Below are 15,632 nucleotides of genomic sequence, written 5' to 3'. Positions count from 1 at the left end.
CACCTTTTTTATTGTCAGGCTCCTCCCAGTTTGCATTTCTGCAAAACTTCCCAGGATTTACCGTTATGACGGAGGAAGTACAGGTTATTCACCTTAAAGGTGGCTTTATATTCCTTGTTTTCGTATTCAGGCCATGCCTTTTCAAACTGCGCATCTTCCAGGTCTTTGAAAGCAACTGTTACATGCGGAGTGAAACCGGTACGAGCCAGCATTGTACTGAAACCAAATTCCTTACGCAGGAAGTTGATCAGCTGTCTGTGCAGGGCGCCCATAGTTTCGCTCTTCTCGACGTTAATAAACAGAACGCGGTTCTGTTTATTCGGGAAGGTGCCGTAACCATCGAGGGATACCTCGAACGGAGCCTGTGTTTTGGCAAATTCAGCCAGTTCGTCACAGAAAGCTTTTTCCAGTGCAGGATCAGCTGTGAAAGGTACCTGAAGCGTGATATGCGGCAGTACTTTCAGCGCATACATCGGACCATACTTTTCAGCAAATTCCTGTTTTATTTTGATGATCTCCTTACCTACTTCAGCAGTAGGGAGTAAGGCGATAAAATAGATCTTGTTATCCACTTTTGGTGGGAATGGCTTACGCATACCACCACCGCCGCCACGGTTGAAGCCTCCGCCGCCACCGCCGCGATTGTAGCCTCCGCCACCGCCGCCGCGATTGTAACCACCGCCGCCACCGCCGCGATCATAACCACCACCGCCGCCGCCGCGATTGTAACCACCGCCGCCACCGCCGCGATCGTAACCACCGCCGCCACCGCCGCGATTGTAACCACCGCCGCCGCCGCCGCGATCGTAACCACCACCGCCGCCGCCGCGATCGTAACCACCGCCGCCACCGCCGCGATCGTAACCACCACCGCCGCCGCCGCGATTGTAACCACCGCCGCCACCGCCGCGATCGTAACCACCGCCGCCACCGCCGCGATCATAACCACCGCCGCCACCGCCGCGATTGTAACCACCGCCGCCACCGCCGCGATCGTAACCACCACCGCCGCCGCCACGGTCATAGCCGCCACCGCCACCGCGGTTGTAGCCACCACCATCACGGTCGCCGCCATAGCCACCATTGTCGCGTGGGCGATATCCACCGCCGCCGCCATCACGATCTCCACGGTTGTAACCACCGCCTTCACGATCAGAATTATAAGGCCTATCTTCTCTAGGTCTGCCCTCCCTTTCGTTATTAAAATCGGGTTTGAAGTAACCGCCCGGTCTCTCCTTATTGGGATCTTGGTCTTTTTCTGTACCAGGTGGAGAGTAGGGCCTGCGGGGGCGTTCGTTTCTCTCAAAAGTCATCTTACTTAATTAAGCGTTTGAATCAATATTAGCTATGATTTCATAAAAATGAAATACGTCTCCATATGAGTTATATAAGGGCGCCGGTGAAATACGAATTACTCCGGGTTCCCGCCAATCGACGATTATACCGGCGTCAGTCATCTTTTGTTGGATTTCTCTCCCTTTTTCATGAAAGAGCAAAGATAATTGAGCACCGCGTTCCTTACAATTTTTTGGCGTAATTATTTCAAATTTTATGTTTTCTATATGTTTTAACAGGAATTCAAGATAATTGGTGAGTTTTATGCTCTTATCTCTTAAAGCTGCCATCCCGGCGGACTCAAATAGTTCCAGTGAGGCTTTTAATGCTACCATGTTAAATACCTGCGCCGTGCTAATTTGCCAGCCTTCTGCACGGTTTTTGGGTTTAAAACCCTTCTCCATTTTAAAACGGGTACTTTCTTCATTGCCCCACCAGCCACCTAGTCTTTGCCGGTTAGTATCGAGGGCGTGTTTCTCGTGTATAAATGCTCCACCTACAGCGCCGGGGCCTCCATTTAAATATTTATATGAGCACCAAACGGCAAAATCTACTTCCCAGTCATGCAAATTCAAAGGTACGTTTCCTACTACGTGTGCCAGGTCGAACCCGACTATAGCCCCAACTCTATGGGCTACTTCCGTAATGGACTGCATATTAAACAATTGGCCGGTATAATAGTTTATTCCCCCCAATAATATTATTGCTAAGCTACTACTTTCCCGCTCAATAATCTCAAAAATATCTTCCTCCCTGATCAAACGTTCGCCGGGCCGGGGGGCCACTTCTATTATAGCTTCGGCTGGATTATAGCCATGCAGTCGTACCTGTGTCTCCAATGCATACTGATCGCTCGGAAATGCGCCCGCCTCCATCAGCACTTTAAAGCGCTGTTTTGTAGGTTGGTAAAAACTCATCAATAAAAGATGAAGATTTACAGTAAGCGTATTCATCACTGTCAACTCTTCCTGGCTGGCTCCAACTATTTTTGTGAGTGGTTTGCTACAGTATTGCTGATAATAAAGCCACGGATTTTCTGCATTCCAGTATCCTTCTACCGCGTGATGTTTCCAGTCATTCAGTTCCTGTTCTATTGCCGGTTTAACGTTCTTCGGCTGTAACCCCAGAGAATTTCCGCAAAAATAGATGGCATCTTTTCCATTTCTCTGCGGGAAATAAAATTGCTCTCTATACGTCTTTAATGGGTCTGATTGATCTTGCTCTTCAGCAAACCTCCTTGATAATTCAAACATAAATCAAAATTCCAGGTTTCTCTTAACCTGATTCCGTCATTACCTGTACTCTACTTAAAAAAATGAGTACTGTTGCTGCCTTCCATGGCAAACGGAATCACTATAACGTGTCTTAATATCAATCTCCGTCCAGTAAATTACCAAGCCCACCCAGAATACTGCCTTCTTCCTTACGCTTCCCTGTACCATAAGACACCAGTCTTGCGGCCATTCTGCTGATAGGTAAGGACTGTATCCATACTTTACCAGGACCTCTTAAAGTGGCAAAAAACAATCCTTCGCCACCAAATACCATATTTCTGATTCCTTTTACAAATTCAACGTCAAAATGCACTCCTGAAGTATATGCTACCACACAACCTGTGTCTATTTTTAATACCTGACCGGGTAAAAGGTCTCTTTCGATAACCATCCCCCCTGCGTGCACAAAGGCCATACCATCCCCTTCCAGCTTCTCCATAATAAAGCCTTCACCGCCAAAAATGCCGGTTCCGAGCTTACGTTGCCATTCAATCCCAATACTAACACCTTTCGCTGCACAAAGGAACGCATCCTTCTGACAGATCACCTTGCCACCCATCCGCTGCAGATCCATTGGAATGATCTTACCCGGATAAGGCGCGGCAAAACTCACCTTCTTCTTACCCTGCCCCATATTCGTGAAAGCAGTCATAAAAAGGCTCTCCCCGGTCAGCATGCGCTTGCCTGCTGATACCAGTTTGCCAAAAATTCCCTGATTAGCTTGTGAACCATCCCCGAACATAGTTTGCATCTGAATATCCTGATCCATCATCATAAAACTGCCGCTCTCAGCAATTGCAGTCTCCTGTGGATCTAGCTCAATCTCGACAATCTGTATTTCTTCGCCATAGATACGGTAATCTATTTCATGGTTGCGTCGCATAGCGTATGATATATTAATCAGGTTAACAAGAATGGCTCTTGTGCGTCAAATGTAAGCAATTGCTGCCTCAGTCAATTGTTAAAATTTGTTAAGGTATAAAAAAAGAAACCGCCTCGTGGAAACGAAGCGGTACCTGTTAAACCTACAACTGTTACACTGTATAGTGTGAACTAAACTCTTTCATGCATCTTCTTATCTTGATGATGTGTATGATTAGTGTGTGTTTCGGCTACCTCTCCCTCATGCTCCTCCCCGCTCGGGAAGAAATTATAAGGTTTAGGCGACATATAAGCCGGATCATGCATTTTCCGCACTTCCTCTTTCTTCATAAAGAGTTTCAATATCAGCACCAGGAAAGGCACATATTTCAGATTTCTTGCCAGTCCGTAACGGTCCAGTACGTCGATGGAACGTTTATTCATTGCATACATTACCGGTACCAGGATCAATGTCAGGAAGGTCGCAAACACCAGTCCGTATACCATCGTCCAGGCCAGCGGTCCCCAGAAAGCCACGTTATCACCTCCGAAGAAGATATGAGGCTCAAAGGAAGAGAACAGTCCGGCAAAGTCGATGTTAAATCCTACTGCCAGGGGTATCAGACCCAGAATGGCCGCTATCGCTGTCAGTAACACAGGGGTCATACGGGTTCTTCCCGCCTCAATCACCGCTTCATATACAGGCATCTTCTGCTGTATCAGCAGATCAGTAAATTCAACCAGTACGATACCGTTACGTACAACGATACCCGCCAGCGCCATAATACCTACACCGGTCATTACAATAGAGATGTCCATACCAAAGATGGCAAAACCGAGGAATACCCCTATAATGGAGAATAATATTTCCATAAAAATAACCAGCGGACGACCAATAGAGTTAAACTGTGTCACCATGATCATCAGAATCAGACCAAAAGCACCCAGCATCGCCATACCCAGGAAGTTAGAAGTCTCCTGCTGATCTTCCTGCTCACCCGTCATTTTTACACTGATACCCGGCGTCTTAGGGAAGTCCTGTATTGCTGTCTGTATCTGCTGCACCACCTCATTTGTGTTGAAACCTGTCAATACATTTGAGTATAAGGTTACAACACGCTTCTGATCAATACGTTTGATACTTGCGTATGTGTTAGAATACTTAATCGTAGCTACCGCCGATAATGGCACCTGACGGATCGTACCGTTCATATTCATATCACGGTACACAATATTCAGGTTCATCAGGGTATTGATATTGTTACGCTGATCCTCGCGGAAACGCACCATTATCTTATAGTCGTCTTCCGGATCACGGAACTTGGAAGCTTCCTGTCCGTACAGTGCTGTACGTAAGGCCATACCGATGGTGGTCGTACTGATACCTTCCCTGTTTGCTCTTTCACGGTCAATGTTCACCAGGATCTCAGGCTTGTTGCTCTGGAAGTCTGATTTCAGCTCTTCCACGCCACCAATCTCCAGACTGTCCAGGTAACGTTTCATTTTATCAGCCGTAGCAGTCAGTGCTTCAAATTCATCTCCGGAAATCTCGATGTTGATCGGTTTACCTGTCGGAGGACCACCCTGCTCCTGCTCCACAGTAATATCCACTCCAGGAATACCTCTTACCGCCTTACGGATCTTATCCAGGTATTGTACAGTAGAATGTCCGTCACGTTTACCAAACTCTACGAATGCTACAGTCACTTTACCCTTGTGCGGCTGCACACTCATATCCATCTGTGAAGGATCGCCGGCGCCTACTGCAACGTTGGAGATGATAGATTCTACAATAGGATTCTTCTTACCAACTACTGCCGTAATTTTTTGTTCAATGATATGCGTAACGGAGTCAGTATATTTCTGGTCCGTACCCATCGGCAATTCAATATATGTATAGATGAAGTTCGGATCTGCCTGTGGGAAGAACACGACTTTCGGACTGGTCACAACAGTCAGCATGATACTGAATAGCAACAATGCAAATGTGCTGATCAGGATCCATACCGGACGCCATCCTACAAGACACCATTTCAGCACCTTTCTATAACGTTCCTGCACACGCGGCCATGTATTCGTCTGGAAACGACGGGCAACACCACCCAGCCAGAACCTTTCCAGCATGATCATCGTCAGTGCGAAGAGGGTGAAATTACCTACACCTTTACTACCTGATACATATGCAAGCAATGCGATCACCACAAACACAATCGTCAGGATCTTCATACTCCTGTTGAACGTTGGCTTCGGATGATTTTCTCCTTCATGACGATCCATAAAGTCAACCGCAAATACCGGGTTGATAATATACGCCACAATCAATGATGCACCCAATGTCGTGATCAGCGTTACCGGCAGGAAGAACATGAAACTACCAATGATACCAGGCCAGAACAACAGCGGGAAGAAAGGCGCCAATACCGTTAGCGTACCGGAGAACACCGGCAGAAACACCTCTCCTGCTGCTACTTTCGCAGCCTTCACAATACCCAGGTCTTTCCTTTCATAAAATATACGGTGCACGTTTTCTATCACCACGATCGCATCATCCACTACAATACCTAATGCCAGCAGGAATGAGAACAACACCATCATATTCAGGGTGAAATCATACATTGGCATCAGCAGGAATGCAATAAACATTGAGATCGGTACGGATAATGCCACGAAGATCGCGTTCACTGCACCCATGAAGAACATGAGGATCAATGTTACCAGTAAGAAACCGATGATGATTGTATTGATCAGGTCATGCAGCGTTACACGCGTAGAGTTGGACTGATCAGCAGTAACAGTTACATCCAGTCCCGCAGGCAGATAATCTGCCTTCATTTCATCAATGATAACACGGATCTTATCGGATGCGTCGATCAGGTTTTTACCGCTCTGTTTGATCACGTTGAGGGTGATTACATTCTTGCCATCCAGACGCGCGTAACTTTCCTGCTCTTCAAAACCGTCTACTACTTCTGCTACATCTTTCAGGTATACCGTTGCACCTGACATACCACGTACAACGATATCGCGTATCTTATTAGCATCTTTGTATTCACCTTTCACACTCAATGTACGCTTCTGTCCATCCATAGAAACCAGACCACCGGAGATGGTGCGGTTTTCCATCGCGATCGCATTAGCTACGTCGTCAAAGGTGATCTTCGCCGCGTCCATTTTGTATTTATCGACGTTGATCTGGATCTCTCTTTCCAATGCGCCGACAATATCCACACGGGTAATTTCATTCAACGCCTCGATGCGGTCCTGCATTTCATCTGCATACTTCTTCAGTGACTGCAGATCAAAATCACCTGACAGGTTCACGTTCATGATAGGTATCTGCGATACGTCTATCTTGATGATCTGTGGTTCCTGTGTAAGGTCGTTTGGCAGATCTTTCTTCGCATCATCTACTTTCTCACGTACTTCCTGCCGCGCAGTTTCCATATTCTCACTCGCGTCAAATTCTATCGTGATGGCAGAATAGTCCTGCATGGAAGTACTCTTGATAGACTTCACACCGGAAATACCACCCAATTGTTTTTCTATAGGTTTCGTCACCAACGTCTCCATGTCTTCCGGAGAAGTACCGCTGTAAATGGTGCTGATATAGAACTGAGGAAACACTACTTCCGGAAACTGTTCCTTCGGCAGGCTCTGATAGGACATAATACCTGCGAGGGCCAGGATAATGGTAGCCACATAAATGCTTACCTTATTATCAATGGACCAGCTGGTAGGTTTAAATTCTTTATTCAGGTTGTCTTGCATAAACCAGTTTTAGAGTATTAAAGCTGGATAAGGTCATTATCATTCAATCCCTGGTAACCGATAGTTACGATCTTGTCACCTGTCTGCAGTCCGCTTGTGATCTCTGCCTTATCATTATAAGTGCGGCCCATTCCGATCTCTCTTCTTTTCGCTATCATCTTACCGCTTTGATTCTGTGCAACGATCACATAAGGTTTACCTAATGAGTACTGTATAATATTCACCGGTATTACAACTGCTTTCTGTGCAACGTAATCGATGATCTTCATTCTTGCGATCATGTTAGGACGCAGTTCCGGATCATTCTGTAAAGGCACTTCTAATTTTATAGTACGGCTTGTCGGATCAATCACCTTTGAAGCAAAACCGATTTTAGTACGAATGTTCTTTTCGATATCCGGGAATTCCAGCACTACCTGATCACCGGTTTTTACTTTGCTGGCATAAGCTTCTGCTACATTCGCCAGTACACGCAGGTTGCTGCCGTTTACCACGCGGAACGCCGGACTACCAGGAGCCGCATTATCACCCAGTTTAACGATCACCGCATCCACTGTACCATTGATAGGAGAAATGATCCTTGCCTGAGACATCTGATCCTGCAGGGTTGCCATTTTCCTTTCCAGTGATTCTTTCTGTGTTTTTGCATTCAGGTACTGTACTTCAGAACCGATTTTCTGATTCCAGAGGTTCTGCTGTTTCTGGAACATGGTATTTGCCAGGTCCAGCTGTGTACGCAGTTCCGCCATATTCGCCCTCATGATCTGATCATCAACCTGAGCCAGTGACTGTCCTTTACTTACGTTCTGTCCTTCTTTTACATGTATTGCTGTAACGATACCAGGAATTTTAGCAGATACGCTGACGTTCTCACGCGCATCTACAGCACCCTGTACATCGATATAATGTTCGAATACTGTATCCTGTACGTCCGCAACGACCACGGCTTTCTTTTTACGTTCAGTAGTATCCTTTTTCTGTGTTTGTTTTTCCAGTTCAGCGATCTGTTGTTTCAGGGTAGCTTCCTCTTTTTTAAGCTCCGCCAGTTTTTCCTCCGGCGAAGGACTGCCACAGGCAGCCATGAGTGCAACGATCAACAGAGCGGGACGATATATCTTGGACATATAATAAAGAGTTAATAGTTAGTTGTAGTTTTCGCTTACAGTTTTCCGTATGCTTTCAGGTAATCTACTTTTGCTACTGCCGCATTATACAACGCAGTGAAGTAGTTATTCTGTGCAGTGAGCAGTTCATTTTCAGCAGTGCTCATTTCCAGGCTGGAGCCAACACCTTCACGATATTTGATCTGTGTGGTATTGTATACTTCTTCTGCCAGTTGCATATTGCTTTCCTGCGCTTCCAGTGTCAGGATGTTATTCCGTAAGCTGGAAGTGGACTGCGCCTGTTCCATATCAATACCCAGTTTGGTATTTTCCAGTGACAGTTCTGCTTTTTTCACCTGAAGGAAAGCCTGATCTTCCTTGCGTCTGCGCTGCATACCACTGAAAATGGTAAAGGACAGGTTTACACCATAGGATACATAACCATACCATGTTTCACGGTTGAAGTAGTTGAACTGATCACTTGCGCGGCTCATACCGCCGGTACCAAACAATGACAGGGTCGGCAGTGTCTGGAACTTGTAGCGTTTCAGATCATACTCATATGCTTTCTTCTGCGTCTGGAGCAACTGATATTCTATACGCTGTCCATAGTCAAATTGTTCCGAAGCGATCGCAGATTTAATCTCAGCGGTTGACAAGGTATCTGTCAGCTGGATTGGCTGCTGAATTGCCATCCCCATCTGATATTTCAGTGCAGCAAGACCTACTTCGGTCACATTGCGTAGCTTTGTTTCTTCTGTACGAAGGTTTGTCAGCTGTACGACCAATCTGTCTACATCCAGCTTTTCCACCAGACCATTTTTATAAGTCTCTTTGGTTTCGTTCAGCAGTTTGTCCAGATTTTTGATGTTATTGCCGAGTATCTCCAGACCTCTGCGGGCGGAGAGCACGTTATAATAGGCTTTATAAACGCCTACTTTCACATCTACTTCTGATTTCTTTACTGATTTGGAAGCCAGCTGTTCCAGTGTTTCTCTGGCTTGTAAAGCCACCAGTACACTTGGGTCGAACAATACCTGTTTCAGGGTAATTTCTCCGATCACGTTGTACTTCAGACCGAATGAGAAAGGCACCAGTGTACCTTTGGGAACGGTGTCGCTAAAGTTGGACGCGTCTATCAGTTGTTTCTGTACAATAGGGTTATGCTGATAAGTGCCTGAACCGGCAAGCGTAGGCAATGCCATACCGCTTACTTCTTTGTTCTTGGCCAGCTGGATCAGTTCATCCAGTTTAGCCGAGCGTACGGAAGCCTGGTTGGCAAGTGCGTAATCTACCGCCTGTTGTGCAGACAGTGAGATAGTTTCCTGCAGCGGCGCTTTTGCGGGCTGCTGGGCCATCGCACAGTGAAAGATCATCAGCAGCAGGAGTCCTGTCAAACCTGCGTGCTTTTTGTCAAGTTGCATAAAGGTCATTGGTTTTACGATAGTTGTAGTTTATTCTCTTCCACGCGTTTGTAGCCTTCGGGAGAAACAAGTCCGTACAGGAAATGTTCCAGCAGAATACATTGTACTTTGCTCATGTCATATTTCCCGTAAGGGAATATGTCAGGCTGAAAACATAGCATGGAAGTAGCCAGTCTGTACTGGGTCATTATTTCGATATCAAAATCATTTCTATATAATCCTTCACGTACGCCTCTTTCTAAATTCAGTCTTACGGTTTTTTGCAGGTTGTTATTCTTATAATCCTGAAATACCTGGTACGCTTTCGTATGGAACTTTTGCAGATCGAACAGGATGATCGGGTTCATATTACGGAAGCTCATATCCAGCTGTTTCATGACGAGGAATAGTTCGTCTATGGCGTTCGCGGCTTTCTCCTGATTTTCAATACATTCCTTATCCAGTTGTTGCAGATACCGCGCTATGGCGTGCATCACCAGTTCATCTTTATCTGCAAAGTGAGCATACAGGGTCTTTTTGGATACACCCATACGCTGAGCGATATCATCCATTGTGATTGAGCGTGTTCCGAACTGGCAGAACAGACTGAATGCAGTATCCAGAATACGTTCCTGTATCTCCATTTTATGTGGTATGTATGTTTCTTATTATCTTCTGCAAATCCTTATAGTGATGGTTTGGTCACTTCCTTCCGGCTTCATAGTTTCTTTGGTGGTCTCTAACTGATTTGCAATGCTGAGACAAAACTATGGAAACTTTTTAAACTACAAAAGTTTCCAACGCAAATAATTTTAATATACTTATCCTGTATGTAGCAGTCTCTGTTTAAGTGCCGGGGGTTCAGTATAATCCTTTTTTACCTTATCAGGTGGGTGCAGGGAGCTGATCTGGTGTATATAAGATTCAGGGCAGCGCTACCTCAGGAGCATATCAAGGCTACCTTTTTCGGCTGCCGGTGTATGATCGATGTCGTTTCCTTTCTTCACCATACCGACCTGCTATTTATAGCAGGTATATCATTACGGTGCGCAGGTAGTCATAACATCCCCTGATGATAAAATAAACGATGTAACTTTGACCTGTCAGATATCATTATCCGGGATATTCCCGGATCGTTCACGTATTTGCATTTAAACTATATGTCTCCTAAAAGTCGTCTTAAAGTTCTGGCAGCACGCATACTGAGGTATTTCTTCCAGGGTTTACTGATACTCGCTCCTATGGGTGTAACCGCCCTGACGCTGTACTGGGTATTTGTTACTATTGACAATATCATCCCAAAGGAAATTCTGCCGCTGGAAACGCCGCTCAGATACCTCCGCTATAAAGGCGTCGGATTTGTATTGGTATTGTTACTGGTGATTGTAGTAGGTTATCTGAGTTCCTCCTTTATTGTGAGCCGCATCTTTGCATTGTTTGATCACATGCTGGAAAGGACGCCTTTTATTAAATATATCTATACTTCTGTAAAAGATGTGTTTGACGCATTTGTGGGTGAGAAAAAGAAGTTCGATCATCCGGTACTGGTGCAGATATATGGCGAAGATGTTTGGGAAATGGGTTTTATTACACAGCCTGATATGTCTAACTTTGGACTTGAGGGATATACTGCGGTATATGTACCACATGCTTATGCCATTACCGGTAAGGTATTTATGGTGCCTGTCGGCAAGGTGAAACCGCTGACCAACATTTCTGCCGGCGAAGCGATGAAGTTTGCCGTAAGTGGTGGTGTGACCAACATCGAAGTACACGACAAGCATGAAAAGAAAGAGGTACGCTGATGATTACCTCTTACAGATAACTCCTGGCGTTGGTCAGATGCCGTTCAGACATTAGTTATCCTTCGTTCATCCTTCGTTCATGAACGAAGGATGAACGAAGGATAACTAATATCCAAGCCTTATCAATCCCTTACTATTACTGTTTCTTTCCCGCTCCACGAACTGATTATTTATCTTAATATTACAATTGTCTGTTAACCAACCAAGCTTATGCACCATATCTTTCTGGCGTTCTGCCTGCACGTGATTACTATTCCTGTTTACGGATGGGGCTTCTTCGCTCATCAGCGCATTAACCGCCTGGCAGTATTTTCTCTGCCTCCGGAGATGCTGGTATTCTATAAACCTAATATTGAATACCTCTCCACACACGCGACAGATGCAGATAAAAGAAGATATATCATCCCGGAAGAAGGGCCACGGCATTACATCGACATAGATCATTACGGCCAGGCGCCATTTGCCGCGCTACCAAGATCCTGGGAGGAAGCACTGTTAAAATATACTGCGGATACATTGCAGACATATGGCATTTTACCCTGGTATCTTACACAAATGCTCTCCCGTTTGACACAGGCATTTAAAGACAAGGATCCTGACAGGATCATGCGGCTAAGCGCTGACATCGGCCACTATGCAGGCGATGCCCATGTACCGTTACATGCCTGTTCAAATCACAACGGACAACGCACAGGGCAGCAGGGAATACACGGACTGTGGGAATCCCGCATCCCCGAATTGATGGCTGATAAGACCTTTCAATACCTCTCTGCGAAGGCATACTATATAAAAGATATTAATGCATACACCTGGCAGATAGTGCTGGAAAGCGCTGCAGCTGCGGATACGGTGTTACAGCAGGAAAAATTAGTAAGTGACAGATTCCCTTCCGGCAGGAAATTTGCGTATGAAAAACGCAACGGGAAACTGATACGAAATTACGCAACAGCCTACGCGAAAGCCTATCATGGCGCATTAGGAGACATGATAGAACGTAGAATGAGCGCCGCAATCTCAGCTACAGCCAACTACTGGTATACCGCCTGGATTAATGCAGGAATGCCGGTGCTGAATAACCTCAAAAAAGGTAGCCGTACACAAGATCCCGTTCATCCCACACCTGAGCGCATGATAGGCCGGCAGGAAGCCTGAAACAGGCTTCCAATTAATTTCGATTTTAAAAAAATATAAATTATCTTTGTTAGTACTATCTTTTTAGCCTTATCCTACACGCGTTCAGCATCAATGTGAAATGCCATACTTTTTTTTCCATTCCTCTGACAAAACCAAACAAAGTGGAACAAGCAAACAATTTATTTAACTTAGAACGACCTATGAAGGTGCACAATTTTAACGCAGGGCCTTCCATATTGCCGAATGAGGTGCTGTACAAGGCCAGTAAAGCTTTGATTGACTTTGAAGGTTCAGGAATGTCTATTTTGGAAATAGGGCATAGAACACCATTGTTTCAAGCTGTATTGGACGAAGCACGGGATCTTGTTAAAGAGTTGATGCAACTCGAAGACGATTTCGAAGTTCTCTATCTTCATGGAGGTGCGACAACGCAATTCATGCAGATACCGTTGAACCTCCTCGAAAACGACGGCACGGCATCTTATATTGATACCGGTGTTTGGAGCAATAAGGCAATAAAAGAAGCGAAACAGTACGGTTTCGTGGACGTAGCTGGCAGTTCAAAAGACAGCAACTATAACCACATTCCTAAACAGTTCAGCGTCTCCCCAAAATCTACCTACCTGCACATTACCACTAACAATACCATTTATGGTACGCAGTGGCAAAAGATGCCGGAGACAGATGTTCCGTTGATCGCTGACATGAGTAGTGATATACTCAGCCGTTCACTGGATTTCAACAAATTCACGCTCATTTACGCGGGCGCCCAGAAAAACATGGGAGCAGCAGGCACTACACTCGTAATTGTCCGCAAAAGCGCATTGGGTAAAGTAACACGTAAGATCCCAACGATCCTCGATTACCGTAATCATATTGAGAACGGTTCCATGTTGAACACCCCTCCCGTATTTGCTATCTATATTTCCATGCTCACACTCCGCTGGTTGAAAGAACAGGGAGGCGCTGCTGCTATGGAAATAGAAAATGAGAAAAAAGCAGGTCTGCTGTACAACGAGATCGATCAGAACCCGTTGTTCCGTGGTACCGCTCAGAAGGAAGACAGGAGCCGTATGAATGTATCGTTCATCATGGACAAACCTGAGCTGGAAGAAGAATTCCTCAAATTCTGCAAGAAAGAAGATATCGTAGGTATTAAAGGGCACCGTCTCGTAGGTGGCTTCAGAGCTTCGCTTTACAATGCGCTGCCATATGAAAGTGTGGAAGTACTGGTAGAGGCCATGAAGTATTTCAGCCTGAAGAAAGCCTAATTCAATTAGGAATTAGGAATTACGAATTAGGAATTGTTTTGATTAGACTGTCACACAGATAATATTCTAAATATTATTCAAGTCAAATAAATAGAATGGCGCTTCAATAACTGAGGCGCCATTTTTATTTATACTAAACCCCATTTTAAAAATGTCACATTAATTGAGTATTCAACTATTTGCTATACTAATTCCTAATTCCTAATTCCTAATTCCTAATTCTTAATTCTTAATTGACTATCACTTAGACGGGAAAAATTAATTATTTACTTTTGCGGCCTAACAATCTATTATCATGGCAATCATCAGACCCTTCAGAGGATTAAGACCTACTCCGGAACTTGCAGAAAAAGTTGCTGCCCGCCCTTACGATGTGCTCAGCGCAGCAGAGGCAAAAGCAGAAGCTGCCGGTAACCAGTACTCGTTTTACCATGTTTCCAAATCGGAAATTGACCTTCCGGAAGGTACCGATGTGTACAGTCAGTCTGTATATGATAAAGCTGCTGAAAACCTGCAGAAATTTATCAAAGAAGGAACCCTGTTCCAGGACAATACCCCTTGCTACTACATCTACCGTCTGATCATGAACGGCCGCACCCAGACAGGTCTGGTGTGTGCTTCTTCTGTATCTGATTACAACATGGGTATTATTAAAAAGCACGAATTTACCCGTCCTGACAAAGAACAGGACCGTATCAACAATATCAAAACAACCCGCGCACAAACAGGCAACGTATTTCTGGCATACAACGACGTTCCGGAAGTAAACTCCCTGATCGATCATTGGATCCATGCAAATGCACCTGCTTACGACTTCACTGCTGCTGACGGTATTCAGCATACCGTATGGGTAGTAAATGAAGAAGGCGCTGTAAACGATATTACTTCCCTGTTTTCCAGCAAAGTGCCGCACACTTATATCGCCGACGGTCACCACCGCGCGGCATCCGCATCACTGGTACAGAAAGAATTTGAAGAAAAACAAATGATCGGTACCGACGATCCGGCTAATTTCTTCCTGACGACGATCTTCCCTGCCAGCCAGCTGGTAATCCTGGATTACAACCGCCTGGTAAAAGACCTGAACGGTCTGACCAAAGAAGCCCTGCTTTCCCGTCTGGAATACGATTTCACCGTAGAATCTATCGGTCACCTGCCACAACAGCCATCCATGCTGCATGAATTCAGCATGTACCTGGAAGGAACCTGGTACCGTCTCGTTGCCAAAGAAGGTACCTACACCACAGATCCGATCGGTATCCTGGATGTGACGATCCTGTCCAACAACGTACTGGATAAAATACTGGGCATCAAAGATCAACGTACCGACAAACGTATTGATTTCGTAGGTGGTATCCGCGGATTACAGGAACTGGTAAAAAGAGTGGACAGCGGTGAAATGAAAGTAGCATTTGCCCTGTATCCGGTAACTATCCAGCAACTGTTTGACATCGCTGACAGCGGTAATGTAATGCCTCCGAAAAGCACCTGGTTTGAACCAAAGCTGCGCGATGGCCTTATCTCTCAGATGATTTAATCATTGCATCATATTATTCAGACGCCCGCTCTAACAGCGGGCGTTTGTTTTTACAGATAGTGTTAATACACAGGAAACAGCGCCGAAATAGGCATTCGGTCTGCCGGACTGAATGTTTGGCACATTTTTTCTTTATTTTTA

At 45.3% G+C, this 15,632-nt stretch carries 11 protein-coding genes; 4 read left to right on the top strand and 7 right to left on the bottom strand.

Translation table 11 applies throughout. The annotated features are described in order from the left end of the window. Positions 1-14 precede the first annotated feature (14 nt). From CPIN_RS39300 to CPIN_RS05655, 7 genes are all read right to left on the bottom strand, one after another. The gene (locus tag CPIN_RS39300) at positions 15-1,313 is read right to left on the bottom strand and encodes a 2'-5' RNA ligase family protein (protein WP_245552088.1); all 1,299 of its coding nucleotides are present in this window, start codon (positions 1,311-1,313) and stop codon (positions 15-17) included. Between the two features lie 9 nt (positions 1,314-1,322). Continuing rightward, positions 1,323-2,588: a kynureninase gene (gene kynU, locus CPIN_RS05680; protein ID WP_012788821.1), complete on the bottom strand. Its 1,266-nt coding sequence runs from the start codon at positions 2,586-2,588 to the stop codon at positions 1,323-1,325. A 118-nt stretch (positions 2,589-2,706) separates the two neighbouring features. Beyond that, the gene (locus CPIN_RS05675; RefSeq protein ID WP_012788820.1) at positions 2,707-3,492 is read right to left on the bottom strand and encodes a TIGR00266 family protein; all 786 of its coding nucleotides are present in this window, start codon (positions 3,490-3,492) and stop codon (positions 2,707-2,709) included. Positions 3,493-3,662: 170 nt separating this feature from the next. Then, positions 3,663-7,238: an efflux RND transporter permease subunit gene (locus CPIN_RS05670; RefSeq protein ID WP_012788819.1), complete on the bottom strand. Its 3,576-nt coding sequence runs from the start codon at positions 7,236-7,238 to the stop codon at positions 3,663-3,665. Between the two features lie 17 nt (positions 7,239-7,255). After that, complete coding sequence (locus tag CPIN_RS05665; RefSeq protein WP_012788818.1) at positions 7,256-8,362, bottom strand: efflux RND transporter periplasmic adaptor subunit; 1,107 nt, start codon at positions 8,360-8,362, stop codon at positions 7,256-7,258. Positions 8,363-8,397: 35 nt separating this feature from the next. Then, the gene (locus tag CPIN_RS05660) at positions 8,398-9,765 is read right to left on the bottom strand and encodes a TolC family protein (protein ID WP_012788817.1); all 1,368 of its coding nucleotides are present in this window, start codon (positions 9,763-9,765) and stop codon (positions 8,398-8,400) included. 14 nt (positions 9,766-9,779) lie between these two features. Continuing rightward, positions 9,780-10,388 carry a TetR/AcrR family transcriptional regulator gene (locus CPIN_RS05655; protein ID WP_012788816.1) on the bottom strand — a complete coding sequence of 203 codons (609 nt, stop codon included), beginning with the start codon at positions 10,386-10,388 and terminating at the stop codon, positions 9,780-9,782. A 516-nt stretch (positions 10,389-10,904) separates the two neighbouring features. Between CPIN_RS05655 and CPIN_RS05650 the strand changes: the two genes are divergently transcribed. The 4 genes from CPIN_RS05650 to CPIN_RS05635 all read left to right on the top strand — a co-directional run bounded on the left by CPIN_RS05650 (position 10,905) and on the right by CPIN_RS05635 (position 15,491). Continuing rightward, positions 10,905-11,549 carry a DUF502 domain-containing protein gene (locus CPIN_RS05650; RefSeq protein WP_012788815.1) on the top strand — a complete coding sequence of 215 codons (645 nt, stop codon included), beginning with the start codon at positions 10,905-10,907 and terminating at the stop codon, positions 11,547-11,549. A gap of 210 nt (positions 11,550-11,759) precedes the next feature. Beyond that, a complete protein-coding gene (locus tag CPIN_RS05645) occupies positions 11,760-12,701 on the top strand; it encodes a zinc dependent phospholipase C family protein (RefSeq protein WP_012788814.1) in 942 nt (313 codons plus the stop codon). 182 nt (positions 12,702-12,883) lie between these two features. Continuing rightward, a complete protein-coding gene (serC, locus tag CPIN_RS05640; protein WP_012788813.1) occupies positions 12,884-13,954 on the top strand; it encodes a 3-phosphoserine/phosphohydroxythreonine transaminase in 1,071 nt (356 codons plus the stop codon). Positions 13,955-14,249: 295 nt separating this feature from the next. Then, positions 14,250-15,491 (top strand): DUF1015 domain-containing protein, encoded by a 1,242-nt coding sequence (locus tag CPIN_RS05635; RefSeq protein ID WP_012788812.1) that lies wholly within the window; start codon positions 14,250-14,252, stop codon positions 15,489-15,491. Positions 15,492-15,632 lie beyond the last annotated feature (141 nt).

It is taken from the genome of Chitinophaga pinensis DSM 2588 (genome assembly GCF_000024005.1).
Taxonomy (GTDB): Bacteria; Bacteroidota; Bacteroidia; order Chitinophagales; family Chitinophagaceae; genus Chitinophaga; species Chitinophaga pinensis.
Note: the sequence above shows the minus strand (reverse complement) of the source record. Positions and strands in the feature narration are given on the sequence as shown.

Bases quoted from the DNA above. Each gene is read 5' to 3' on its own strand.
- CPIN_RS05635 (WP_012788812.1), top strand. From the start codon at position 14,250: ATGGCAATCATCAGACCCTTCAGAGGATTAAGACCTACTCCGGAACTT.
- CPIN_RS05660 (WP_012788817.1), bottom strand. From the start codon at position 9,765: ATGCAACTTGACAAAAAGCACGCAGGTTTGACAGGACTCCTGCTGCTG.
- CPIN_RS05670 (WP_012788819.1), bottom strand. From the start codon at position 7,238: ATGCAAGACAACCTGAATAAAGAATTTAAACCTACCAGCTGGTCCATT.
- serC (WP_012788813.1), top strand. From the start codon at position 12,884: ATGAAGGTGCACAATTTTAACGCAGGGCCTTCCATATTGCCGAATGAG.
- CPIN_RS39300 (WP_245552088.1), bottom strand. From the start codon at position 1,313: ATGACTTTTGAGAGAAACGAACGCCCCCGCAGGCCCTACTCTCCACCT.
- CPIN_RS05665 (WP_012788818.1), bottom strand. From the start codon at position 8,362: ATGTCCAAGATATATCGTCCCGCTCTGTTGATCGTTGCACTCATGGCT.
- kynU (WP_012788821.1), bottom strand. From the start codon at position 2,588: ATGTTTGAATTATCAAGGAGGTTTGCTGAAGAGCAAGATCAATCAGAC.
- CPIN_RS05650 (WP_012788815.1), top strand. From the start codon at position 10,905: ATGTCTCCTAAAAGTCGTCTTAAAGTTCTGGCAGCACGCATACTGAGG.
- CPIN_RS05655 (WP_012788816.1), bottom strand. From the start codon at position 10,388: ATGGAGATACAGGAACGTATTCTGGATACTGCATTCAGTCTGTTCTGC.
- CPIN_RS05675 (WP_012788820.1), bottom strand. From the start codon at position 3,492: ATGCGACGCAACCATGAAATAGATTACCGTATCTATGGCGAAGAAATA.
- CPIN_RS05645 (WP_012788814.1), top strand. From the start codon at position 11,760: ATGCACCATATCTTTCTGGCGTTCTGCCTGCACGTGATTACTATTCCT.